Source organism: Streptomyces tatrensis (assembly GCF_049310065.1).
Taxonomy (GTDB): Bacteria; Actinomycetota; Actinomycetes; order Streptomycetales; family Streptomycetaceae; genus Streptomyces.
This window is the reverse complement of the sequence record NZ_JBMDLB010000011.1, coordinates 1,113,533-1,136,081: the sequence shown is the minus strand read 5'-3', so window position 1 is coordinate 1,136,081 and position 22,549 is coordinate 1,113,533. Positions and strand designations below refer to the sequence as shown.

Here is a 22,549-nt window from a genome sequence, read left to right as displayed (position 1 = left end):
GTGTCATTTTGATCGTCCGTGCCTTTCGGGCCGGTGTGGAGTCGTTCGCGACCTTCACACCGGCCCTTTCTCGTCTCCGGGTCCCGCGGCGGGAAAATCTCAGGGCGGCCGCGTGATCCTCTGCGATGCCCCGCCGCGCCGCTTGGACCAGAGTGAATCCCGTGCCGCACAGGGGGTGTGGCGCAGGAGGTGAACATGTCTTTGAGGAACGATCTCTACGGAGATATCACGGCATTCCTTCTGGCTCAATGCGATGCCGACCCGGACGCGCTCTCTGCCGAATCCGATCTGTACCAGGACGTCGGCATCGACTCGCTCGACCTCGTCGCCATGGCGCAGAACCTTCAGAACGCCTACGGGATCCCGATGGACGACGAGCGCATCGGTTCGCTCCGCACCGTCGGTGACGTCCTGGACTTCGCCGTCTCCAAGATCGAAACCAAAGCAGCCGTCTAGACCACGGGGGGACCAAGAAATGCCTGCCTACATCACCGCCATGGGACGCTTCCTGCCAGGCGAACCGGTGCCCAACGAGGAGATCGAGGACTACATAGGCAGCGTGGGCCAGGCGAGTTCGGGGTTGCGCGAGCAGATCCTCGAGAACTGCGGGATCAAGTCACGGCACTACGCCATCGACAAGCAGCAGAAGACCCTGTTCTCCAGCACCAACATGGCGGTCGCCGCGATTCGCCAGGCGGTGGACCGCTCGGACATCACCCTCGACGACATCGACCTCATCGCAGCGGCCACCGCCGTACCGGACCTCATCGCGCCCGGCATCGCCAGCGGCATCCACGGCGAACTGGGCAGCCCGCCCTGTGAGATCGTCACCACGCACGGCATCTGCAGCTCCGGGATGATGGCGCTCAAGAACGCCTACCTCCAGGTGGCGGCCGGGGAGAAGAAGAACGCGATCGCCTCCGCGTCCGAACTGGCCTCGCGCTTCATCAAGAGCGGACGGTTCGCCGACGTCCTGCCGGTCTCGGGCGACGGTGCCATCGCCATGGAGATGGCCTTCCTGCGCTACATGCTCTCGGACGGCGCCGGCGCCGCGCTGGTACAGGACCGCCCCGCCGCCGACGGGGTGAGCCTGCGGATCGACTGGATCTCGCTCACCTCCTACGCCAACACCGAGCAGACCTGCATGTACATGGGCTCGGCCGACAGCTCGGCGGAGCAGACCTGGTGGGACTACCCCTCCGCGGCCGAGGCCGCCGCCGCCGGCACGCTGGCGCTGCGCCAGAACCTGGGCCTGCTGCCGCAGCTCGTACGGGTCGGCGTCAAGGAGTACCAGCGGCTGCTCGACGAGGGCCGCTTCGACCCGGACGAGCTCACCTGGTTCCCCGCGCACTACTCCAGCGAGCGCATGAAGTCCATGGTGCTCAAGGAGATCGAGCGGAAGAAGGTCAGGGGCCCCTCCATCGAGAAGTGGTACAGCAATCTGCCCCGGGTCGGGAACATGGGCTCCGCCAGCATCTACGTGATCCTGGAGGAGATGCTGACCGAGGGCCTGGTGTCCCCCGGCGACAAGCTCCTGGTGATGGTCCCCGAGTCCGGCCGGTTCGCGGTGTCCTTCGCGCACCTGACGGCCGTCTCCGCCGGGGAGGTCTGAGACCGTGAGTGCGCAGCCCCGAGTGACGGTCTACTGGTACTCGCAGACCGGTCAGCTCCTGGAATCCGTCTCCGCCGTCACCGACCCGCTGGAAAAGGCGGGTTGGGACGTACACAAGGTCGAGATCACCCCGCGTGAGCCCTTCCCCTTCCCCTGGCCCGTGCGCCGCTTCTTCGGCGTCTTCGCCGCCTCCGTCGACCCCGACGGGGCACCCGGGATCACCGCCCGGCCGCCGGTGGCCGCGGACGACGACGCGGACCTGGTCGTCTTCGCCTTCCCCGTCTGGTACTTGGCCCCGGCGCTGCCCATGCGGGCGCTCATCGGCGCCGAGCCGAAGGCGTTCGACGGGCGCCCCGTCATCGGCCTCATCGCCTGCCGGAACATGTGGTACTCGGCCGCCATCGAGGTGCAGCGGCTGCTCCAGGCCGCCGGCGGCCGCTACCTGGGCACCATCGCCTCAGTGGACACCGCCTCCGCCGGGATCACCTTCGTCACCACGATGCGCTGGCTGATCGCCGGCAAGCGGGAGGCGTCCTGGGGGTTCCCGCGGGCCGGTGTCGGCACGGACGAACTGGACCGGCTCGCGCTCCTAGGCGAGCGCATCGCCGAACTCGCCCCGGCAGATACCGAATTCGCCACCGTGCAACCCGAACCCGAACCCGCCCCGGAACAGGACGAACCCACGTCCCGCGCCGCCTCCGAGGAGGCCTTGGCCGACCGGGTCCGTGACGTTCTGGCCGCCCATGGCGCGGCCCCCGTGAACGCACCGCTGGCCGCGGCCGACCTCCTCGCCGGGAAGGTCTTCCGGGTCTGGGGCCGGGCCATCCGTGCCGCCGGCCGGCGTGGTGAGGTCCAGCGCACCGCACTCACCGGGGTGTTCGTGCTCTGGCTGACCGGCGCCATCCTGGCCGGTCTGCCCGCGGTCGTCATCGCCCGCGTCCTGTTCAAAGCCGGCTTCGACGCCGCGGTGGCCCGGCGCCTGGCGCCGGTCATCGCCAGTCTTTCGGAGGTTCGACGATGACCGCACCCGTACCGGACGCGCCGCAGGCCGCCGAGCAGCTGGAGGCCGACGTCGTGGTGGTCGGTGGCGGGCCCACCGGCCTCGCCGCGGCCCACTTCCTCGCCGGACTCGGCGTGCGCACGGTCGTTCTGGAGCAGCGCACCTCACCGTCCGGCCATCCACGCGCCACGGTGATCAACACGCGCACCATGGAGTTGCTCCGACACCTCGGCATCGATGCCGAGGTGCGCAGGGCCGGCGTGCCCCTGGAGAACACGGCGCGCATCACGTGGTGCACCGAGCTCGCCGGCACCGAACTCGCCGGCACCGAACTCGCCGGCCTCGACATCATCGCTTCGGCGGGCGCCCTCATGCAGCGAGCCGCCATCAGCCCGGTCCTCCCCGTCATCTGCTCGCAGAACCGGGTGGAAGCGCTGCTCGTCGAGCGGCTTCCCGAGAACGCGCGCATGGTCCGCGGCGTCAGGGCCGAGGAGCTGACCCGTACTCCGACCGGTGTCCGGGTGACGGCCGGGGGCGAGAGCCCCGTCGTCGTCGACGCCCGCTACGCCATCCTGGCAGAGGGGCTGCACGGCCCGCTGCGCGAGACGGTGGGCCTGCGGCAGACCGCGGCCACGCCGCTCGGCAGGCTCCTCGACATCCACTTCAGCGCCGATCTCTCGCCCTGGACGACCGGCCGGGAGAGCGCCCTGTACTGGGTGCTCAACAACACGGTGCGGGGTGTGCTCATCACCGTCGATCCCAAGCGCGGCGAATGGCTCCTGGAGATCCCCGCCCTCACCCCCGACGAGGAACACACCTACTTCGAGCAGGAAGTCGATCACCACAAGCTGATCGAGGCCGCCATCGGCGAGTCGGGAGACGCGATCAAGGGGCTGCGCATCCACTCCGTGCGGAACTGGGTGATGGGCTCCACCGGGCTCGAATCCTGGCGCAGCGCCGACGGCCGGGTGCTCGCCGCGGGGGACGCCGCCCACACCTTCCCGCCCACCGGGGGCTTCGGCATGAACACCGGCATCCAGGACGCCCACAACCTCGCCTGGAAGCTGGCCGCGGTTCTGCGCGGCGGCGCCCCCGACACGCTGCTCGACTCGTACGAACGCGAGCGGCGCCCGGTCGCGGAGTTCAACGCCCGGCACAGCGAGCGCAACGCCCTCCAGAAGCGGGCACTGCTCCAGTCCGACGCCGATCCGGTGGAGTTCGCCCGGAACATCGAAGAGCACCGGCCGCACTTCGACTTCGAGGGGCAGGTACTGGGTTTCAACTACGCACCGGGCCCCGGCGAGCCGGTGGTCCAGGACGTGGTGTCCTACCTGCCGACCGCCCGGGCCGGCCACCGCGCCCCGCACGCCTGGCTCGACCGGGCCGGGGACCGGATCTCCACGACCGACCTGTCCCGCACCGGCTTCGCCCTGCTCACCGGGGCCGAGGGAGCCGAGTGGGAGCACGTGGCGCAGGAGACCGCGACCGTCGTGGGCCTGCCGCTCACGGCAGCCGTGATCACCGCGGACGGGCCCCAACTGCGCGATGCCAAGGGAGCCTTCGCCGACAGCTATGCCCTGGTGGGGCCGGAAGCGGTTCTCGTACGACCCGACGGTCATGTCGTCGCCCGGCTGCCCGGCGTCGCACCGCGGGAGGAACTCCGGCAGGCCGTCGACCGAATAGTCAACAGCGGGCCCGTGCCCGCACGAGCGGGAGAGCCCTCATGACCGTCGGACCCACCTTCTCCTCGGAGCGACTCGCGGGTCTGCGCTCCGGCACGCTCGAAGAAGTCCGCGCCGCCCTCGCCGGGCTGCCGCGCGGGGAGCTGGCGGCCTGGCTGGCCACCTCCGACGGCGAGGACGTGCTGCGCACGGTCTTCGAGCAGATGCCCGGGCGCTACACCGGAGGCCCCATGGACGGTCCGCAGACCGCCCGTTGGGTGGTCGAAAGGTTCCCGGGCGGCACCGTCGCCTACGACCTCGTACTGACCGAGGACACCTGCGAGGTGCGCGAGACGGGGATCTCGGGCGCCCCCGCGGTCACCCTCGTGCTCGACGCGGTCGGCTTCGTGGAGATGGCCTCCGCCGCGGCCCAGGGCATGGATCTGCTGCTGGGCGGCCGGCTGGACATCCAGGGTGACGTGCACCTCGCGATGCGGATGGAGTCGCTCTTCGGGCTGGCCGAGCCGGGTGAGTCCGGATGAGCACCGCCACCGGGCGCCACCGGGTGGTGGTGACGGGCATCGGCATGGTCAACCCGCTCGGCATCGGCACCGAGACGGTCTGGACGCGGCTGCTCGCCGGAGCCTCCGGCGTGGGGCCGATCCGGAGCTTCGACGCCGACCGGCTGCCGGTGCGCATCGCTGCCGAGGTGACGGACTTCGACCCGACCGACTGGCTGACCCGCAAGGAGGCCAGACGCCTCGACCGGTTCTGCCACTTCGCGATCGCCGCGGCCGAACTCGCCGTGGAACGCGCGGGCCTCGACGGCATCGACCGGGACGGCGCCGCCACCGTGATCGGCAGCGCCATCGGCGGCGCCGGCACCATGATGGCGGGGGTGCTGAAGGACGTGGCGGCGCCCCAGGCGGTCTCCCCGTTCTTCGTGCCCAGCTCCATCATCAACATGGGGGCGGGCACGGTCTCCCAGCGCTTCGGCTTCCGCGGCCCCAGCTCCGCACCGGTCACCGCCTGCGCCTCCTCGGCCGACGCGGTCGGGCAGGCCTACCGCATGGTCCGCGACGGCTATGCCGGGGCCGCGCTGGCCGGCGGCTCCGAAGCATGCCTCATCTCGCCGCTGATCGCGGGCTTCGCCAACATGCGCGCACTGTCGCGCCGCAACGACGAACCCAGCCGGGCCTCCCGCCCGTTCACCGCGGACCGGGACGGTTTCGTGATGGGGGAGGGCGCCACCATGCTGCTCCTGGAGACCGCGGAGTCGGCCGAGGCGCGGGGCGCGCACGTCTACGCCGAGATCTGCGGCTACGGCCAGACCAGCGACTCGTACCACGTCACCGCCCCCGATCCCACCGGGCAGGGCGCCGCCCGAGCGATGCTCGCCGCGCTGCGCGAGGCCGGCCTGAAGCCCGACGAGATCGACCACGTCAACGCCCACGGCACCTCGACCGTGTTCTCCGACGCCGCCGAGACGAAGGCGATCAAGTCCGCCTTCGGCACGCACAGCGGGAACCTGGCCGTCAGCGCCACCAAGTCGATGACCGGCCATCTGCTGGGCGCGGCCGGCGCGACCGAGACGGCGTTCTGCGCCCTGGCCATAGACCGCGGGGTGATCCCGCCCACCATCAACCAGGACGCGGCGGACCCCGAGTGCGACCTCGACCACGTGCCGAACACGGCCCGTCCGTACGAGGTCCAGGCGGCCCTCTCCAATTCCTTCGCCTTTGGCGGGCAGAACGTCGCGCTCGCCCTCCAACGCTTCGTCAGGGAGTGAGCCGGGCGCCCCACACCGCGCCGCCATCCGTCACCAGGACGCCGCGGCAGGCATGTCCGGCCCTCGACCAACCACCAAGGCACCCAGACCCGTCGGACCGCCGGCCGAGGCCGCGGCGCCACTCGTGACCACACCTCAGGAAGGCACGTCGATGACACTGGTCTCCACCGCCCCATTGGCCACCGCCGCCCCCGGTCCCACCGGCCGCCTGCGCGCCCTGCTCGCGATGTCCGGCAATCCGATGGACTACTTCACCGGGCTGCGCGACCAGTACGGCCCCGTCGTGCGCGTCCCGCTCGGCTTCCGCGATCTGTACCTGATCAGCGATCCGGAGGCGGTCCACGAGGTCCTGGTCACGTCGCACCGCGAGTTCACGAAGGCCACCATGAGCGTCGGAGGCGGCAAGTGGGAAGCCCCGCTCTCGGTGATCTTCGGCAACAGCCTGACCAACAGCGACGGCGCGTACCACCGCAAACAGCGCAGGCTGATACAGCCGATGTTCCATCACGAGCGCATCGCCGGCTACGGCCGTGCCTTTGCCGAGCTCTCCGACGACATCCAGTCCGGCTGGCGGGACGGCGACCGGCTCGACATGTCGGTCGAGATGACCGAGCTGACCCTCGCCGTCGTGGCCCGCACGATCTTCGACGTCTCGCTCGACAGCGATGTGGCCCGCACCGTCCGCACCGCCATCCCGCGCGACGAGGGTCCGCTGCGCTGGGATTCCCTGCCCTTCGCCCGCTATCTGGCGAAGCTGCCGCTCCCCGGCAACAAGCGCTTCTTCGAGGGCCGGGACAAGCTCGATGCCATCGTCTACCGGCTCATGGCCGAGCGCAGGCAGGGCGACGGCGAGGGCGCCGACCTGCTCTCCATGCTGCTCGCGGCGCGCGACGCCGACACCGGGGAGCCGATGACGGACCAGGAGGTGCGGGACGAGGCGATCACCATGCTCATGGTCGGCCACGAGACCACGGCCAACGCCCTCACCTGGTCCTACCATCTGCTCGGCAGTCACCCCGAGGCACGGGACCGGATGCACCAGGAGATCGACGAGGTGCTCGGAGACCGGCTGCCCACGGTCAAGGACCTGCCCCACCTCCCATGGACCGACGCGGTCCTCTCCGAGGCGATGCGCCTCTACCCGCCGATCATGGGCATGGGCCGCCGCCCCCTGGTCGACTTCGAGCTCTGTGGCCACCGCATCCCCAAGGACAGCTTCGTCGGGATCGTCCCGTGGGTGAACCACCGCGACCCCAAGTGGTGGCCGCAGCCGGAGCGCTTCGCCCCGCAGCGCTGGCTCAAGAACCCCGACCCCGTCGACGCGGCGGACGAGCTCACCGGTCACGCGGTACAGCCGGGACGCCCGCGTCTCGCCTATCTGCCCTTCGGCGGCGGTCCGCGCCAGTGCATCGGCAACACCTTCTCGTGGATGGAGAGCGTCATGGCGCTGGCCACCGTGGGGCGGAACTGGGAGTTCGAGCCCGTTCCCGGGTACGCGGTCGACCCGCTGGCAAGGATCACCGTCCGTCCGAAGCACGGTGTGCCGATGACCGCCAGGCGCCGCCGAGCGTGACGCACCTCGACCACCAGTCGGCATCACCGACACACATCCGAAGGGAACAGCCCCACATGTCCAACAAGACCCGGATCGCACTCGACAAAGAAGAGCTGCGCTTCCTCATCGCCGACATCCTCGCGCTCGACGTGGAGGAGGTCACGGACGACGCCGATTTCGTGCAGGACCTGGAGGTCGACTCCCTGATGGCGCTGTCCATCGTCTTCCGGCTGGAGAGGCAGTACGGCGTCAAGCTGGAGGAGAGCGACCTCAAGCAGGTCTCCTCGCTCGTCCAGGTCCTTCAGCTGATCACGGACAAGCGCACCGTGCCGGCCGCGTCCTGACCTGCCCGCGGCTCATGCGGCCGGCCGGCCGTGCGCCTGCGAGAGCGGAGGCGCACGGCCGGCCGCACCCTCACAGACCCTGCTCGACACGGCTCTTCAGGAGAAGGACATGCCAGACACCCAGCGACCGGTGGCGCTCGTCTCGGGCGGCTCCCGCGGCATCGGCCGCGCCGTCGTGTCCCGGCTGGCCCACGACGGATTCGACGTCGCGTTCTGCTACCGCTCGGACGCGGACGCGGCCGCCGAGGTCGTCCGTTCGGCCGCCGGCACCGGAGCCCGCGTCGTCGCCCACCGCGCGGACGTCGCGTCCGCGGAGCAGGTCCGTGCCTTCACCGACGCCGCGGAGCGTGAGCTCGGCCCGATCGACGCCGTGGTGACCTGCGCGGGAGTGGTGCGCGACAACCACCTGGTCAGGATGACCGGCGAGGACTGGCGCGATGTCATGTCGACCAACCTCGACGGCACCTACAACATGTGCCGCTCGGCGATCTTCTCGTTCATGAAGCGCCGCGCCGGCTGTGTGGTGACGCTGTCGTCCATAGCCGGGATCCACGGCAACGCCACGCAGACCAACTACGCGGCTTCCAAGGCCGGGATCATCGGCTTCACCAAGTCCCTGGCCAAGGAGTGCGGAAAGTACGGCGTACGCGCCAACGTCGTGGCGCCCGGCCTCATCGAGACCGACATGACCGCCGGCCTGACCGAGGCGGTCAGGAAGGACATCCTCGACGGCGTGCCGCTCGGCCGCCTCGGCACCCCCGACGACGTCGCCGACCTGGTCTCCTTCCTCGTCTCCGACCGCGCCCGCTACATCTCCGGCCAGGTCCTGGGCGTGGACGGCGGCCTGGTGATCTGAGCACGCCCGCGACGCCGTCCCGGAACGGCCCGACCACTCGATGACCACGCAGGAAGGACACCCGGACCGATGAGGCTCGGACTCAATCTCCGCTACCTCGGCAGCCTGGGCGCCGGAGCCAGGCCGCGGGAATCCGCCCAGTACGTGCGCGAGGCCGAGAGCCTGGGCTTCTCGGTCGCCTGGACCGCCGAAGCCTTCAGCTCGGACGCGGTCTCGCTGCTCGGCTGGCTCGCCGCGCAGACCTCGCGCATCGACCTGGGCACGGCGGCGATGCAGATCCCCGCCCGCACCCCCGCGATGACGGCGATGACCGCCGCCACCCTCGACCTGCTCTCCGAAGGCCGCTTCCGCCTCGGACTCGGAGTGTCCGGGCCGCAGGTCGCCGAGGGCTGGCACGGCGCCCGGTTCGAGAAGCCGCTGGCACGCACCCGCGAGTACGTCGACGTCGTCAGGCTGGCCCTGCAGCGCAAGACCGTCGCCTACGACGGGGAGCACTACCGCCTGCCGCTCCCGGACGGCCCCGGCAAGGCCGTCCAGCTGGGCATGCGCCCCCGGCGGGGGCACGTACCGATCTACCTCGCGGCCGTCGGCCCGGCCAACACGCGGCTGGCGGGCGAGATCGCGGACGGCTGGCTCTCCGTCTTCTTCCAGCCCGAGTTCGGGCAGGAAGCCCTGGCGGAACTGCGCACCGGACGGGAGAGCAAGGGGGCGGACCTGCGGGGATTCGACGTGGTGGCGGCGGTGCCGGTCGTGACCGGCGGCGACCTCGCCGACTGCGCCGACCGGGTGCGCGCGTTCACCACCCACTACGTGGGCGGGATGGGCTCGCGCCGGCACAACTTCTACAACCGGCTCATGGCCCGCACCGGCTTCCCCGGCGAGGCGGAAGAGGTCCAAAAGCTCTACCTCGAAGGGGAGTTGCGTGCGGCCGCCGAGGCCGTGCCGCAGGACTTCCTCGACCGCACCGCCCTGCTGGGTCCCCCCGACCGCATCGCGGACCGGCTGCAGGCGTACGCCGAAGCCGGAGTCACCACCCTCTCGGCCATGATCTTCCCGGAACACGTCGAAGAGGGCATCGCGACCCTGCGCACCCTGGCCGAGGCCCTGGACAGGGCCGGAGTGGGAGACTGAGCGATCCCCGGGCATCTCGTACCCGTACGCGTACCCGTTACCCGTACCCGTCAGACCTGGCCCGCTCCGCCGTCCACGAACAGCTCGATGCCCGTGATGAAGCTGCTCTCCCGCGAGGCCAGGAACAGGGCCGCCGCGGCCACCTCCTCGGGGCGTCCGGCCCGGCCGAGCGGGACTCCGGCGGTCGCCCGTTCGCGTACGTGCGCCGGGGCGCCGGCCAGGGCCGGGGTGTCGATCGGGCCCGGGCTGAGGGTGTTGACCCGGATGGAGCGCCCCGCCAGCTCCAGTGCCAGGCTGCGCGCGAGGGACCGTACGGCCGCCTTCGTGGCGGCGTACACCCCGTACCGCGTGGACGCCGAGGAGCCGGCGGCCGAGCCCAGCAGGACGACCGAGGCCCCGTCGCGAAGCATGGGCAGGGCCCGCTGGACGGTGAAGAAGGCGCCCCGGAAGTTGAGGTCCGAGGTGGCGTCGAACTGCTCCTCGGTGACATCGGCGAAGCCGCCGGCCGGGCCGCCGCCCGCGTTCACGACCAGCACGTCGATCGCCTCGCAGCCCGCGGCCGCGACCGCCGCGTAGAGCCGGTCCAGGTCCGCGACGCGGGACGCGTCACCGGGGACGGCCACCGCGTCCGGGCCCAGGCCGCGGACCGCCGCGGCCAGTTCCTCCGGCCGCCTGCCGGTGACGAAGACCCGGGCGCCCTCCTCCACGAACCGCCGGGCCGTCGCCAGGCCGATGCCGGACGAGCCGCCCGTCACGACGGCGACCTGCCCTTCGAGCCGTCCCGTACGCATGACCGTGCCTCCGCGTCGCGAGGGGAGGCGGGTGCGGTCCGCCGCCGGGAAAGCCTAGTGGCGCGCACGGGCGAGCGTGCGGCCGTTCGGCGGAATACCGGAAGGGCCCCGGCGGGTCACAGGAGCCCACCGGTCCGCAAGGCCCGCACGTCCCGCGCGGTGTACCGGGGCGGGCGACGGGGGAGGAGCCGGACATGGACGAGAACGCGGGCCCCGATCCGGGGCTCTACGGCCCCGCCTCCGTGACCTGGCAGTGCCACGGCGACCCGGTCATGTGGATCGCCGGGGTCCGCGCGCTCTACCTCCAGGCCCTGCACCCGCGCGCGGTCCGCGGGGTCATGGAGAACAGCTCCGCCTTCAGCGGGGAGAACGGCGGGGGCGACGCCTGGGGACGCCTGCTGCGCACCGCCGACTTCGTCGGCACCGTCACCTACGGCACCACCGAGGCCGCCGAGCGGGCCGGCGCCCGCGTCCGCAAGATCCACACCCTGCTGTCGGCGACGGATCCGGCCACCGGCGCACGATTCCGGGTGGACGAGCCCGAGCTGCTGCTCTGGATCCACTGCGCGCAGATCGACAGCTTCCTGCACGTCCTGCGCCGCTCCGGGGTCCCGCTCACCCCCGCGCAGGCGGACCGCTACGTCGCGGAGAACCGGGTCAACGCCCGGCTCGTCGGCCTCGACCCGTCCGGGGTACCGGGGGACACCGCCGCCCTGGCCGCCTACTTCGAGCGGATCCGCCCCGAGCTCGCCGCCGGACCCGACGCCCGCGCCGTCGACGCCTTCCTGTGCGCCCCGCCCATCCACCCCCTCCTCGTCCCTGGCCGGAATCTGCTGTGGCGCCCGCTCGCCGCCCTCGCCTACGGATCCCTCCCCGGCTGGGCGCACCAGCTGTACGGCCGCCCCGCACCGGCCCCGCGCAGCGTCACCCGCCGCCTGCGCCTCACCGGTAGCCTGCTGCGCAGCATTCCCGCAGGTCTGCGCTGGCAGCTGCCTCCAGGTCACATCTTGAAGGCGATGCGCCGCATGGGCCCCGGGAGCCGCCCCGCGCCGTACACACTGCGTACATCAGCGGCCATACTGGACCGGCCGGGGAGGGCGTAGGACGCAGGGCGACACACGGGGGCGACTTCAAAACATGGCGGAGTCCAGACTGATCCACGGCCGGTACCGGTCGCTCGACCTGATCGGTCGCGGCGGCATGGGCGAGGTGTGGCGGGCCCGCGACGAGTCGCTGGGCCGGCAGGTCGCCGTCAAATGCCTCAAGCCCATCGGACCCGAGCAGGACACCCACTTCACCCAGGTGCTGCGCGAGCGCTTCCGCCGCGAGGCGCGCGTCGCCGCCTCCCTCCAGCACCGCGGCGTCACCGTCGTCCACGACTTCGGCGACGACAGCGCGGCCGGCGGTCCCCTCTACCTCGTCATGGAACTCCTCGAGGGCCGCAACCTCAGCCAGCTCCTGGAGGACAACGACGCGCGCCCGCTCCCCGTGGACGTGGTCGTCGACATCGCCGAGCAGATGGCCGCCGCCCTCGGCTACACCCACGAGCAGGGCGTCGTCCACCGCGACCTGAAGCCCGCCAACATCATGCGGCTCACCGACGGAACGGTGAAGATCTGCGACTTCGGCATCGCCCGGCTGGCCGCCGACATCGGCTTCACCGCGAAACTGACCGGCGGCGGCATGGCCATGGGCACCCCGCACTACATGTCGCCCGAGCAGATCGCGGGCGGCGAGGTGGACCACCGCAGCGACCTCTACTCCCTCGGCTGCGTCCTGTACGAGATCGCCACCGGAGCCCCGCCCTTCGACCTCGGCGACTCCTGGTCCGTGCTGGTCGGCCACCGCGACACCGCGCCCGTGCCGCCGCGCGAGCACCGCCCCGAACTGCCGGCCTCCTTCGAGCGGCTGGTGCTCGACCTGCTCGCCAAAAATCCCGAGGACCGGCCGGGCGACGCCCGCCACCTGCACCGCCGGCTCGTCGAGGCCCGGCTCGGCCCCGGCGCGGTGACCGGAGCGCACCCGCCGCTGCCCGGGTGGGCCGACGGGATGACCGCCGGACGCAAGGCGGGCCTCGAGGCCCGCCCCGCGAGCGGGGAGTGGGCCGTCCTCACCGGCTCCTGGACCGCCGCGCGCCCGAGCGGGCAGCACCCGGCGGCCGCCGGAGCCGCCCCCGCCATCTCAGGCCCCGTCCCCGCCATCTCCGGCCCCGTCCCCCCGCTCGCGCCGACCGTCGTACGCCCGCGTCCGGCCGAGGACCCCCGGCTCACCGCCGCCTACGGGTCCCCGCACGGCCCCGGCACCGCCCCCTCCGGCCAGGCCGCGCTCGACGCCGGCCACACGCGGGCCTTCGCCCTCAGCCGGGCCGGCCGCACCGAGGAGGCCCTCGCCGGGTACGCGGCCGTCGCCGAAGGACGCGCCCGGGTGCTCGGAGCCGACCACCCGGACACCCTCGCCGCGCGGCAGGAGGCGGCGTACGAGACGGGCCTGCTCGGCCGCCACCAGGAGGCGTACGAGGGCTACCGCGCGGTGCTCGCCGCCCGGGAGCGCACCGTGGGCCGGATCCACCCCGACACCCTGCGCTGCCGGCACAACCTGGCCTGCGCATTGGGCGCCCTCGGCCGCCTCTCCGAGGCCCACACCGCCGCCGCTGAGGTGGCCGCCGACCGGGCGGCCGTCCTGGGGGCGGAGCACGCGGACACACTGCTCACCCGGTACGAGGTGGCGTACGCACTGGGCCGCCTGCAACGCTGGGAGGAGGCCCTGGAGGCCTTCCGGCACATCGCCGCCGTACGGGAGCGGGTGCTCGGCCGCGACCACCCCGACACGCTCGCCGCGCGCTACGAGGCCGGGATCGCGCTGGGCCGGACCGGGCGCTCGGCCGAGGCCCTGGAGCTGTTCCGGGACCTGGTCCGCGACCGCACCCGCGCCTACGGGGCCGCCGATCCGGAGACGCTGCGGGCCCGGCACGTCCTCGGGGTGAACCTCGGGCGCCTGGAGCGCTGGGAGGAAGCGGTGGCCGAAGCCCGGGAGGTGGGCGAGGCACGGGCCCGCACGCTCGGCGCCGAGCACCCGGACACCCTGGTCAGCCGGCGCGAACTCGCCGTGGGACTGGGCCGGCTGGGGCGCTGGGACCAGGCGCTGCCGGTCTACCGGGAACTCTCCGGCATCCGCGAGCGCTCGCTCGGCGACGGCCATCCGGACACGGTCGCCGCCCACGCCGACGAAGCGCACTGTCTGGAGCGGCTGGGCCAGGTGTGTTACCAAGAGCCATGACGACCTCGCGGGGCTTCGGGCACGACGTGTACGACGCGGTGATCCACAACGGCCTCGTCGCCGCCGCCTATCTGGCCAGGGCCGGCCGCTCGGTCCTCGTCCTGGAGCGGCTCGGCCGCACCGGCGGGGCCGCCGTGTCCACCCGGCCCTTCCCGGGCGTCGACGCCCGGCTGTCCCGCTACTCCTACCTGGTCTCCCTGCTCCCCGCGAAGATCGTGCGCGAGCTGGGGCTCGACTTCGAGGTGCGCAGACGGACGGTCTCCTCGTACACCCCCGTCGAGCGCGCCGGACGCCCCGGCGGACTGCTGGTCGGCGGCGGCGAGGCGCGCACCCGGGAGTCCTTCGCCCGGCTGACCGGCTCGGAGCGGGAGTACGAGAACTGGCGCGCCTTCTACGGGACCACCGGGCGGGCCGCCGAGCGCCTCTTCCCGACGCTGACCGAGCCGCTGCCCACGCGCGGCGAGCTGCGCGCGCGGCTCGACGACGAGGCGGCCTGGCGGATGCTGTTCGAGGAGCCGATCGGACGGGCCGTCGAGCGGGAGTTCGCCGACGACCTGGTGCGCGGGGTCGTCCTCACCGACGCGCTGATCGGCACCTTCGCCGACGCCCACGACCCGGGCCTCGCCCAGAACCGCTGCTTCCTTTACCACGTCATCGGCGGCGGCACCGGCGACTGGGACGTCCCCGTCGGCGGCATGGGCGCGCTCACCGACGCGCTCGCGTCGTCTGCGCTGGCGGCCGGGGCGGAGATCGTCACCGGGCACGAGGCGCTGCGCATCGACACCGACGGCACGACCGCCCCGGCCGAGGTGACGTTCCGCACGGCGGCGGGCGAAGGGCGGGTCGCCGGCCGGGTGGTGCTCGTCAACGCCTCGCCGCAGGCGCTCGCCGAACTCCTCGGGGAGGAACCGGCGCAGCCGGCCCCCGAGGGGGCCCAGCTCAAGGTCAACATGCTGCTGCGCCGGCTCCCCCGGCTGCGGGACACCTCCGTGGACCCGCGCGAGGCCTTCGGCGGCACCTTCCACATCGCGGAGGGCTACGAACAGCTCGCCCGGGCCCACGCGGAGGCCGCCGCCGGCGAACTGCCCTCCGTACCGCCCTCGGAGATCTACTGCCACTCGCTGACGGACCCGACGATCCTGGGGCCCGAGCTGGCGGAGCAGGGCTACCAGACCCTGACCCTCTTCGGACTGCACACGCCGGCACGGCTGTTCGGGCACGACAATCAGGGGGCGCGGGAGGTGCTGCTCGCCGCCACCCTCGCCCAGCTCGACGCCCACCTGGCGGAGCCGATCACCGACTGCCTGGCCTTCGACGCCGACGGCCGCCCCTGCATCGAGGCCAAGACCCCGCTCGACCTGGAGCGGGATCTGCGCCTGCCCGGCGGGCACATCTTCCACCGGGACCTGTCCTGGCCCTACGCCGAGGAGGGCGGCGGCCGTTGGGGCGTGGAGACCGCCCACCGCAACGTACTGCTGTGCGGCGCGGGGGCGGTCCGCGGCGGCGGCGTCAGCGGGGTCCCCGGCCACAACGCGGCGATGGCGGTCCTGGGGCACTGACGCGCCTCGGCACAGCGCCCCGGCGCCCTGTCAGCCGACGGGGTCGATCACGACGATCGGGATCTCCCGGCTGGTCTTGGTCTGGTACTCGTCGTACGAGGGCCAGTGCTTCACCATCAGCGGCCAGAACCCGGCACGCTCCTCGGAGGTCGCGGTCCGCGCGACGCCCTGGGCCACCTTCGGGCCGACCTGCACCCGGACCTCGGGGTGCTCGCTGAGGTTCCGGTACCAGAGCGGGTCCGCGGGGTCGCCGCCCTTGGAGGCGACGATGAGGTAACGGCCGCCGTCCTCGCCGTAGATGAGCGGGGTCCGCACGGGCTTTCCGGACTTGCGGCCGATGGTGGTGAGCAGCAGGGTCTGGGTGTTGTTCCAGTACTGCCCCTCGGCCCCGCCGGACCCCACGTACAGCTTGACGTGATCCAGGGTCCAGCCCGGCTTGGGGTCGATCGGGTTGTCCCAGTCGATGTCGGTCATATGGGTTCGCCTGCCTTCGTGTTGAACGGTCAACGAACCACAACAACGAGTGCCGGCGCCACAGGGCACGGCCCATGTGGCTCAATCCGGAAGTGCGAATCCGTAGAAGAGGTCGTCCAAGGCGCGCCGCGCGACAGGGGCCGGGGTGGCGCGGACGGCGAGGTCGCGGGCGGCCACCGCGAGGGGGTGCGTGAGGGCGGCGATCCGGCCCGCGTGGCGGGAGCGGATGCGCAGGGCGTCGGTGCGGGCACAGCGGGCCGCGCTGTAGGCGGCCAGGGCGGCCGGTACGTCCGCCCCGTCCAGCAGGTGCGCGAGGACGGCGGCGTCCTCGACGGCCTGGCACCCGCCCTGGCCGAGGTTGGGGGTCATGGCGTGCGCCGCGTCACCGAGCCACGCCAGCCGGCCGCGGTGGAAGCGGGGGAGCGGGGCGGCGAGGTCGTACAGGTCGTGCTGGAGCACGGCCGCCGGGTCGATCCGTTCCAGCAGGGCGGGGATCGGGTCGTGCCAGGTGCCGTAGCGGCCCAGGAGTTCGGTGCGGACGTCGGCGGGCCGGTAGCCCTCGGGCACGACCGCGGTGGCGTAGACGTACACGCGGCCGTCGGCGAGCGGGACGACGCCGAAGCGCTCCCCGCGGCCCCAGGTCTCGGCGGCGGCGCGCACGGGCGGGCCGCCGGCGGGAAGGACGGTCCGCCAGGCGGTCTCCCCGCTGTAGTGCAGGCCGGGGTGGGCCGGGAAGTACTGGCGGCGGATCGGGCTGTGGATGCCGTCGGCGGCGATGACCACGTCGGCGGTGAGGGCTCCGGCCGGGGTGTGGACGACGGGCCGGCCGTCCGCGCCGTCGACGGCGGTCACCGCCGTGCCGTACAGGAGGGCGGACTCGGGGAGCTCGGCGGCCAGGGCGGCGGCGAGGGCCGCGCGGTGCACGGCGAGCGGGGGCCGGCCGTACCTGGCGGTCAGCGCGGCACCGTCGGCGCGGCTCAGCCGGCGGCCGCCGGGGCGGCGCAGGTCCATCGCGGCGGGGGTGGCGTGACCCGTCGCGCGGGCGGCGTCGAAGCCGATGGCGTCGAAGGCGCGCAGGGCGTTGGGGGCCAGGACGATTCCCGCGCCGATCGCGGACGGCCCGGGCGCGCGTTCGCAGACGGTGACGTCCCAGCCGCGGTGGTGCAGGGCCACCGCCGCGGCGAGTCCGCCGATCCCCGCGCCCGCCACCACCGCTTGACGTCGCGTCATGGCCGTCCCCTCCCGTTCTCCATGCCCTCTACAGCTGTAGAGGGCATGGCCGTCACTCTACACTTGTAGAGTGACGGTATGCACACCCCCGAGCGCGGAAGCGACCGCCGCACACTCATCGCCGACAGCGCGATCGACCTCGTGGCCACCGCCGGGCTGCGGGGCCTGACCCACCGGGCGGTCGACGGAGCGGCCGGGCTTCCGGCGGGCAGCACCTCGTACTACTTCCGTACGAGGACGGCGCTGATCGGCGCCTGCTACGCACGGCTGGCCGAGCTGGACCTCGGTGACTTCGACGGGGGCGCCACGGCCGCACCTCCCTCTGCACCTTCGGCTCCGCCTTCGCCGATGGACCGGGACGCCGTCGCCGCGGCGCTCGCCGCGCTGCTGTACCGGTGGCTGACCACGGGACGCTCGCGCCAGCTGGCGCGCTTCGAGCTGAGCCTGGAGGCTGCCCGGAACCCGGAGCTCGCGACGGAACTCCACCGGGCCGGCCAGGGATCGCGGGACCGGGCCGCCGGGATCCTCGCGGCGCTCGGCGCCGCCCGGCCGGGCGAGTCCGCCGAACTCATGGTCGCGTGGGCCGACGGACTCCTCTACGACCGCCTCGCGGGCGCGCTCGCCCGCTCCCGCCCGGCACCCGACCTGGCCGAACTCACCTCCGTGACCCGCAGGATGATCGACGCGGCCCTCGCCTAGGCCGTGACCGGGTGTGCTCGCGGCCAGGGACTTCTGGTCAGGCTCGGGCTCGGGCGGGCACCTCGCGGACGAGGAGAAGTGCCACGGCGCCCAAGAGGGTGCCCGTGATGCGGCGTTGCACGGCGGCCCAGCTCGGGCGCCGGCCGAGGAAGGTGGCGATGGCCCCGGCGGCGACGACGATCAGGGCGTTGACGGTCAGGCTCACCGCGATCTGAACCGACCCGAGGGTCAGGCCCTGCGCGGCCGGATTCCCGCGCTGCGGGTCGATGAACTGCGGGATCAAGGTCAGGTACATGATCGCGGCCTTGGGGTTGAGCAGGTTCGTCACCAGCCCCATGCGGAAGAGCCGCGCCGGGCTGTCACGGGGTATGTCGCGGACCTCGAACATGCCCCGCCCGCCGGGGCGTAGGGCCTGCCAGGCGAGATGGGCCAGATAGAGGACGCCCGCGGCTTTGAAGCCGATGAACAGCCAGGGCACGGCGACGAACACGACCGCGAGGCCGAGGTTGCCCATCAGCATGTAGACGACGAAGCCGACACCGGTACCGGCCAGGGAGACGAGCCCCGCCGCGCGCCCCTGGCCGATGCTGCGCGACACGAGGTAGATCATGTTCGGCCCGGGGGTCAGCACCATGACCAGCGCGGTGAGGGTCATGCCGAGGACGGACGCACCGGACACGGGCGAGGACAACGAGGTGAGGGACATGCCTCCACCTTGATGTAATGTCCTTATGCATCTCAACCCTTACGGCGAGTACGCGATACTCCTCGCCCGCTCCCTGGCCGACGACTGGCCCGACACCCGGGCGGGGATCGTCGAGCGGACCCGCGAGTTCGGCATGACGATGCCCTTCCCCGAGCGGCCCGACGACCACGTCCGCTGCCGGGCGGTGCTCGACGACTGGATCCGGGTCGTCGATGCCCGCGACCCGGGCGAGCGGGCGGCGATCCTCAACGAGCAGATGGCCGCCGCGGCCGCCTATCCGCGCATGACCGACCACAACGGCGAGGGCTGGCACCTGCACTACCGCGACGTCGACGACGACCTGGCGCGGGTCCTGCACGCCGTGTTCAGCGTCGGCACCGCACTGCACCTGACGACGCGTGGCATGAGCCGCCTCGGCCGGTGCGCGGCTCACCCCTGCACGAACGTCGTCGTCGACACCTCGCGGAACGGCACCCAGCGGTACTGCTCACCGCGCTGCGGCGGCCGGGACGCCGTCCGCCGGCACCGGGCTCGTCGGCGCGAGCGGTGACGAGCCCGCACGGCGAGCGGTGACGCCCCGCGCCACGACCGGTCGCCGTGCGGCCTTCAGTCCGCCGAGCGGGACCAGCCCGTCGCCTCGATGCGGGAGGCGTCCGCGGGGCGGTCTTCGGCGAAGAGGAGCTGGGCGGGTTCCGAGACGCGCAGGATGTCCACGTAGGCTCCGCGGCCCACGTAGCGCCCCTGGGCGCTGTGGCGGAAGCGGATGCGGACCTCGCGGCCGGCCCAGGCGGTGAGCGGGGCTTCGAGCCGGTGCCAGATGCGGCCCGACCAGCCGGAGACGGAGCCCCGCGCCCAGTGTTCGGCGGCTCCGCCGGTGGTGCGGACGGTGGTGAAGGGGAGCGGCTCCCACATCTGCCCGTCGGCGGAGGCCTCCACGTGCAGCGCTCCCGCGCCGGGCACGGTGTCCCACCACACCGCGCAGCGCAGCCGGGCGGAGCCGGTGGCCGGGGTGAGGGGCGGGAGGGTCAGGGTGCCCGAGCCGCCGGTCTCCATCCCGGAGTACCAGGCCGGGCCGCCGTGCTTCGTGCGGACGGGGACGGCGCGGGCGAAGCGGTTGCCGGTCGCGACGCGGGGGGCGCTGCCCGCGCGCCAGGTGCGCACGGGGTGGACGGAGTTGCCCAGGAGGATCAGGAAGGAGTCCGTGGAGGGGTCCAGGACCAGGGAGGTGCCGGTGAAACCGGTGTGGCCGGCGGAGTGCGGGGTGGCCATGGCGCCCATGTGCCAGTGCTGGTAGAGCTCGAAGCCCAGGCCGTGGTCGTCGCCGGGGAAGGCGGTGTTGTAGTCGGTGAAGAGCAGCTCGACGGAAGCGGGGCGCAGGATGCGCTTGCCGGCGTAGACCCCGCCGTCGAGGAGGGTGCGGGCGAGGATCGCCAGGTCCCAGGCGGTGCCGAAGACGCCGGCGTGGCCGGCGACGCCGCCCAGCGCGTGCGCGTTCTCGTCGTGGACCTCGCCCCAGACGAGCCCGCGGTCCAGCCCGGACCAGGGCGGGCGCTGCACCTCGGTGGCGGCCGTGACCCGGCGCCAGGAGAGCGGCGGGTTGTAACGGGTGCGGTGCATCCCGAGCGGAGTGGTGATCTCGTCCTGGAGCAGGAGGTCCAGCGTGTGACCGGTGATCCGTTCCAAGAGCAGCTGGAGGGCGATGAGGTTGAGGTCGGAGTAGCGGTAGACCGTCCCCGGGGTCTCCTGCGGCCTCACCGACCACAGCAGCCTCAACTGACCCGCCCGGGTGGGCTCCTGGTAGAAGGGGGCCCAGGACCGCAGCCCCGAGGTGTGCGTGAGGAGCTGGCGTACGGTGATCGACTCCTTGCCCCCGCCCGTGAACTCGGGCAGGTACCGGTGCACCGGCGCCTCCAGCTCGAGGCGCCCGCGTTCCATCTGCTGCACGGCCAGCAGCGAGGTGAACAGCTTCGAGAGGGAGGCCAGGTCGAAGACCGTGTCCTCGGCCATCGCGATCCGCTGGGCGGCCGGGAACTCCCGGACCCGGTCGGTGCGGCCGTCGTAGTCGGCGTACCGGACGGCGTCGCCCATCGCCCGGTGCAGCGCCACGGTGCGGCCCCGCCCGGCGAGGACCACGGCCCCGGCGTAGTAAGGGTGTTCGGGGGAGGGGCCGAGGAAGCGCCGCGCCTCGTCCGCCACCCCTTCGAGATGCTTCTCCAACAGCCCCGCCTGGCGGGCGGACCCGTACCGCAGCCGCAGCCCTTGCAGCGCGCGCCGCTCGGCCGGCCCCCCGGCGGCCCCCGCGGACCCGGGCAGCGCGGCCTGGAGCACGAGCACACCGCCCAGCGCCAGCAGCCGCGCCCCGAGCCGCCGCCGGCTGAGCCCGCGCACGCTTGCGGCGGCGGCGGCGGCGGCGCCGCCGCCGCCGTCCGGCCCGGGTGCGGTGCCGTGCGCCGCGGACCGGCCGGCGTCCACGGCGTGCCCGTCGTCGTCCGCCGCGGGCGCGCTGCCGCCGTCGTCGGGTGCCGTCGGGCCGGTCGTGCCGGAGCCCTTCGTCCCACCGTCGTTCCCGGCTGCCCCTGTTGCCTTCATGACCGGTCCTCCCGTCCGCCGCCGCGTGCTCCGCCGTGTGCTCGCCGTGTCCTCCCGAGTATCTGCCCGCTCACGAGGCGGGCCCCGCCGTGACCGGCGGGCAAAGAATCTGACGCTGCATCAGAAAACCTCTTCCCTCGGCGGCCGGGCTGCGGCATCCTGCCGCCCATGGAGACGGAGCTGAGCAGGAAACTGGGAATAGAGCACGCCATCTTCGGCTTCACGCCCTTCCCGGCGGTGGCCGCTGCCATCACGCGCGCGGGCGGGTTCGGGGTGCTCGGGGCGGTCCGCTACACCGCCCCCGACGACCTGAAGCGCGACCTCGACTGGATGCAGGAGCACACCGACGGCAAGCCCTACGGGCTCGACGTGGTCATGCCCGCGAAGAAGGCCGTCGACGGCGTCAGCGAGGCCGACATCGAGGCGATGATCCCGGCCGCGCACCGGGAGTACGTCCGCGACACCCTCGCCAAACACCACGTGCCCGAGCTCGCCGAGGGCGAGGCCTCCGGCTGGCGCATCACCGGCTGGATGGAACAGGTCGCCCGCAACCAGCTCGACGTGGCCTTCGACTACCCCATCAAACTCCTGGCGAACGCGCTGGGTTCCCCGCCCGCCGACGTCATCGCGCGCGCCCACGAGCACGGAGTCCTCGTCGCCGCCCTCGCCGGCAGCGCCAAGCACGCCCGCCGGCACGCCGAGGCCGGCATCGACATCGTCGTCGCCCAGGGCTACGAGGCCGGCGGACACACGGGCGACATCGCCACCATGGTCCTGGTACCCGAAGTGGTCGAGGCCGTCGCCCCGCTCCCGGTCCTCGCCGCCGGCGGCATCGGCAGCGGCGAACAGATCGCCGCCGGACTGGCCCTCGGCGCCCAGGGCGCATGGCTCGGCTCCCTCTGGCTGACCACCACCGAGGCGGACATGCACTCCCGCGCCCTCACCGAGAAGCTGCTCGCCGCCGGCTCGGGGGACACCGTCCGCTCCCGCGCGCTGACCGGCAAGCCCGCCCGCCAGCTGCGCACCGAGTGGACCGACGCGTGGGACGACCCGGAGGGCCCCGGCGCCCTCCCGATGCCCCTGCAGGGACTCCTGGTCGCGGAGGCCGTGTCCCGCATCCAGAAGTACGAGATCCAGCCGCTGCTCGGCACCCCCGTCGGGCAGATCGTCGGCCGGATGAACAGCGAACGCAGCGTCCAGGCCGTCTTCGACGACCTCACCAGCGGCTTCGAGCGCGCCATCGACCGCATCACCCGCATCGCCGGCCGGGCCTGAAG

General features: G+C 72.9%; 21 protein-coding genes. 16 read left to right on the top strand and 5 right to left on the bottom strand.

Going from position 1 to position 22,549, the window contains the following annotated elements; translation table 11 throughout:
* Positions 1-195: 195 nt before the first annotated feature.
* From ACODT5_RS20705 to ACODT5_RS20660, 10 genes are all read left to right on the top strand, one after another.
* Positions 196-456, top strand: a complete 261-nt coding sequence (locus ACODT5_RS20705; RefSeq protein WP_422520801.1) for an acyl carrier protein — start codon at positions 196-198, stop codon at positions 454-456.
* A 19-nt stretch (positions 457-475) separates the two neighbouring features.
* Positions 476-1,612: a 3-oxoacyl-[acyl-carrier-protein] synthase III C-terminal domain-containing protein gene (locus tag ACODT5_RS20700; protein ID WP_422520800.1), complete on the top strand. Its 1,137-nt coding sequence runs from the start codon at positions 476-478 to the stop codon at positions 1,610-1,612.
* A gap of 4 nt (positions 1,613-1,616) precedes the next feature.
* On the top strand, positions 1,617-2,633 hold the full coding sequence (locus ACODT5_RS20695) for a flavodoxin family protein (protein ID WP_422520799.1): 1,017 nt from the start codon (positions 1,617-1,619) through the stop codon (positions 2,631-2,633).
* Positions 2,630-4,339: an FAD-dependent monooxygenase gene (locus ACODT5_RS20690; protein WP_422520798.1), complete on the top strand. Its 1,710-nt coding sequence runs from the start codon at positions 2,630-2,632 to the stop codon at positions 4,337-4,339. The genes ACODT5_RS20695 and ACODT5_RS20690 overlap by 4 nt, the downstream gene beginning before the upstream one ends.
* A complete protein-coding gene (locus ACODT5_RS20685; RefSeq protein ID WP_422520797.1) occupies positions 4,336-4,815 on the top strand; it encodes an SCP2 sterol-binding domain-containing protein in 480 nt (159 codons plus the stop codon). The genes ACODT5_RS20690 and ACODT5_RS20685 overlap by 4 nt, the downstream gene beginning before the upstream one ends.
* On the top strand, positions 4,812-6,062 hold the full coding sequence (fabF, locus tag ACODT5_RS20680; RefSeq protein ID WP_422520796.1) for a beta-ketoacyl-ACP synthase II: 1,251 nt from the start codon (positions 4,812-4,814) through the stop codon (positions 6,060-6,062). The genes ACODT5_RS20685 and fabF overlap by 4 nt, the downstream gene beginning before the upstream one ends.
* Before the next feature lie 151 nt (positions 6,063-6,213).
* Positions 6,214-7,635: a cytochrome P450 gene (locus ACODT5_RS20675; RefSeq protein ID WP_422520795.1), complete on the top strand. Its 1,422-nt coding sequence runs from the start codon at positions 6,214-6,216 to the stop codon at positions 7,633-7,635.
* Positions 7,636-7,691: 56 nt separating this feature from the next.
* On the top strand, positions 7,692-7,961 hold the full coding sequence (locus ACODT5_RS20670) for an acyl carrier protein (RefSeq protein WP_422520794.1): 270 nt from the start codon (positions 7,692-7,694) through the stop codon (positions 7,959-7,961).
* A gap of 109 nt (positions 7,962-8,070) precedes the next feature.
* Complete coding sequence (gene fabG, locus ACODT5_RS20665; RefSeq protein ID WP_422520793.1) at positions 8,071-8,817, top strand: 3-oxoacyl-ACP reductase FabG; 747 nt, start codon at positions 8,071-8,073, stop codon at positions 8,815-8,817.
* Between the two features lie 69 nt (positions 8,818-8,886).
* Complete coding sequence (locus ACODT5_RS20660; protein WP_422520792.1) at positions 8,887-9,948, top strand: LLM class F420-dependent oxidoreductase; 1,062 nt, start codon at positions 8,887-8,889, stop codon at positions 9,946-9,948.
* Positions 9,949-9,998: 50 nt separating this feature from the next.
* On the opposite strand, the gene ACODT5_RS20655 is transcribed toward ACODT5_RS20660, so the two are convergent.
* Positions 9,999-10,739 (bottom strand): SDR family oxidoreductase, encoded by a 741-nt coding sequence (locus tag ACODT5_RS20655; protein ID WP_422520791.1) that lies wholly within the window; start codon positions 10,737-10,739, stop codon positions 9,999-10,001.
* A gap of 194 nt (positions 10,740-10,933) precedes the next feature.
* On the opposite strand from ACODT5_RS20655, the gene ACODT5_RS20650 reads away from it, so the two are divergent.
* From ACODT5_RS20650 to ACODT5_RS20640, 3 genes are read left to right on the top strand one after another with little or no spacing between them, the layout of a single operon-like run.
* On the top strand, positions 10,934-11,842 hold the full coding sequence (locus tag ACODT5_RS20650; RefSeq protein ID WP_422520790.1) for an oxygenase MpaB family protein: 909 nt from the start codon (positions 10,934-10,936) through the stop codon (positions 11,840-11,842).
* 34 nt (positions 11,843-11,876) lie between these two features.
* A complete protein-coding gene (locus tag ACODT5_RS20645; RefSeq protein ID WP_422520789.1) occupies positions 11,877-14,015 on the top strand; it encodes a serine/threonine-protein kinase in 2,139 nt (712 codons plus the stop codon).
* Positions 14,012-15,574 carry a phytoene desaturase family protein gene (locus ACODT5_RS20640; RefSeq protein WP_422520788.1) on the top strand — a complete coding sequence of 521 codons (1,563 nt, stop codon included), beginning with the start codon at positions 14,012-14,014 and terminating at the stop codon, positions 15,572-15,574. The genes ACODT5_RS20645 and ACODT5_RS20640 overlap by 4 nt, the downstream gene beginning before the upstream one ends.
* Positions 15,575-15,604: 30 nt before the next feature.
* Here ACODT5_RS20640 and ACODT5_RS20635 read toward each other — a convergent pair whose 3' ends face one another.
* Both ACODT5_RS20635 and ACODT5_RS20630 read right to left on the bottom strand, forming a co-directional pair.
* Complete coding sequence (locus tag ACODT5_RS20635; protein ID WP_422520787.1) at positions 15,605-16,048, bottom strand: nitroreductase family deazaflavin-dependent oxidoreductase; 444 nt, start codon at positions 16,046-16,048, stop codon at positions 15,605-15,607.
* Between the two features lie 81 nt (positions 16,049-16,129).
* Complete coding sequence (locus tag ACODT5_RS20630) at positions 16,130-17,278, bottom strand: FAD-dependent monooxygenase (protein ID WP_422520786.1); 1,149 nt, start codon at positions 17,276-17,278, stop codon at positions 16,130-16,132.
* Positions 17,279-17,356: 78 nt separating this feature from the next.
* Between ACODT5_RS20630 and ACODT5_RS20625 the strand changes: the two genes are divergently transcribed.
* Positions 17,357-17,977 (top strand): TetR/AcrR family transcriptional regulator, encoded by a 621-nt coding sequence (locus tag ACODT5_RS20625; RefSeq protein ID WP_422520785.1) that lies wholly within the window; start codon positions 17,357-17,359, stop codon positions 17,975-17,977.
* Positions 17,978-18,014: 37 nt separating this feature from the next.
* On the opposite strand, the gene ACODT5_RS20620 is transcribed toward ACODT5_RS20625, so the two are convergent.
* Positions 18,015-18,683 carry a LysE family translocator gene (locus ACODT5_RS20620; protein ID WP_422520784.1) on the bottom strand — a complete coding sequence of 223 codons (669 nt, stop codon included), beginning with the start codon at positions 18,681-18,683 and terminating at the stop codon, positions 18,015-18,017.
* 25 nt (positions 18,684-18,708) lie between these two features.
* Here ACODT5_RS20620 and ACODT5_RS20615 point away from each other — a divergent pair, with 25 nt between their 5' ends.
* Complete coding sequence (locus tag ACODT5_RS20615) at positions 18,709-19,233, top strand: CGNR zinc finger domain-containing protein (protein ID WP_422520783.1); 525 nt, start codon at positions 18,709-18,711, stop codon at positions 19,231-19,233.
* Between the two features lie 56 nt (positions 19,234-19,289).
* Here the strand turns inward: ACODT5_RS20615 and ACODT5_RS20610 are convergent, their stop codons facing one another.
* On the bottom strand, positions 19,290-21,272 hold the full coding sequence (locus ACODT5_RS20610; RefSeq protein ID WP_422520782.1) for a serine hydrolase domain-containing protein: 1,983 nt from the start codon (positions 21,270-21,272) through the stop codon (positions 19,290-19,292).
* Positions 21,273-21,440: 168 nt separating this feature from the next.
* Here ACODT5_RS20610 and ACODT5_RS20605 point away from each other — a divergent pair, with 168 nt between their 5' ends.
* The gene (locus ACODT5_RS20605) at positions 21,441-22,547 is read left to right on the top strand and encodes a nitronate monooxygenase (protein WP_266911426.1); all 1,107 of its coding nucleotides are present in this window, start codon (positions 21,441-21,443) and stop codon (positions 22,545-22,547) included.
* Positions 22,548-22,549: the final 2 nt, after the last annotated feature.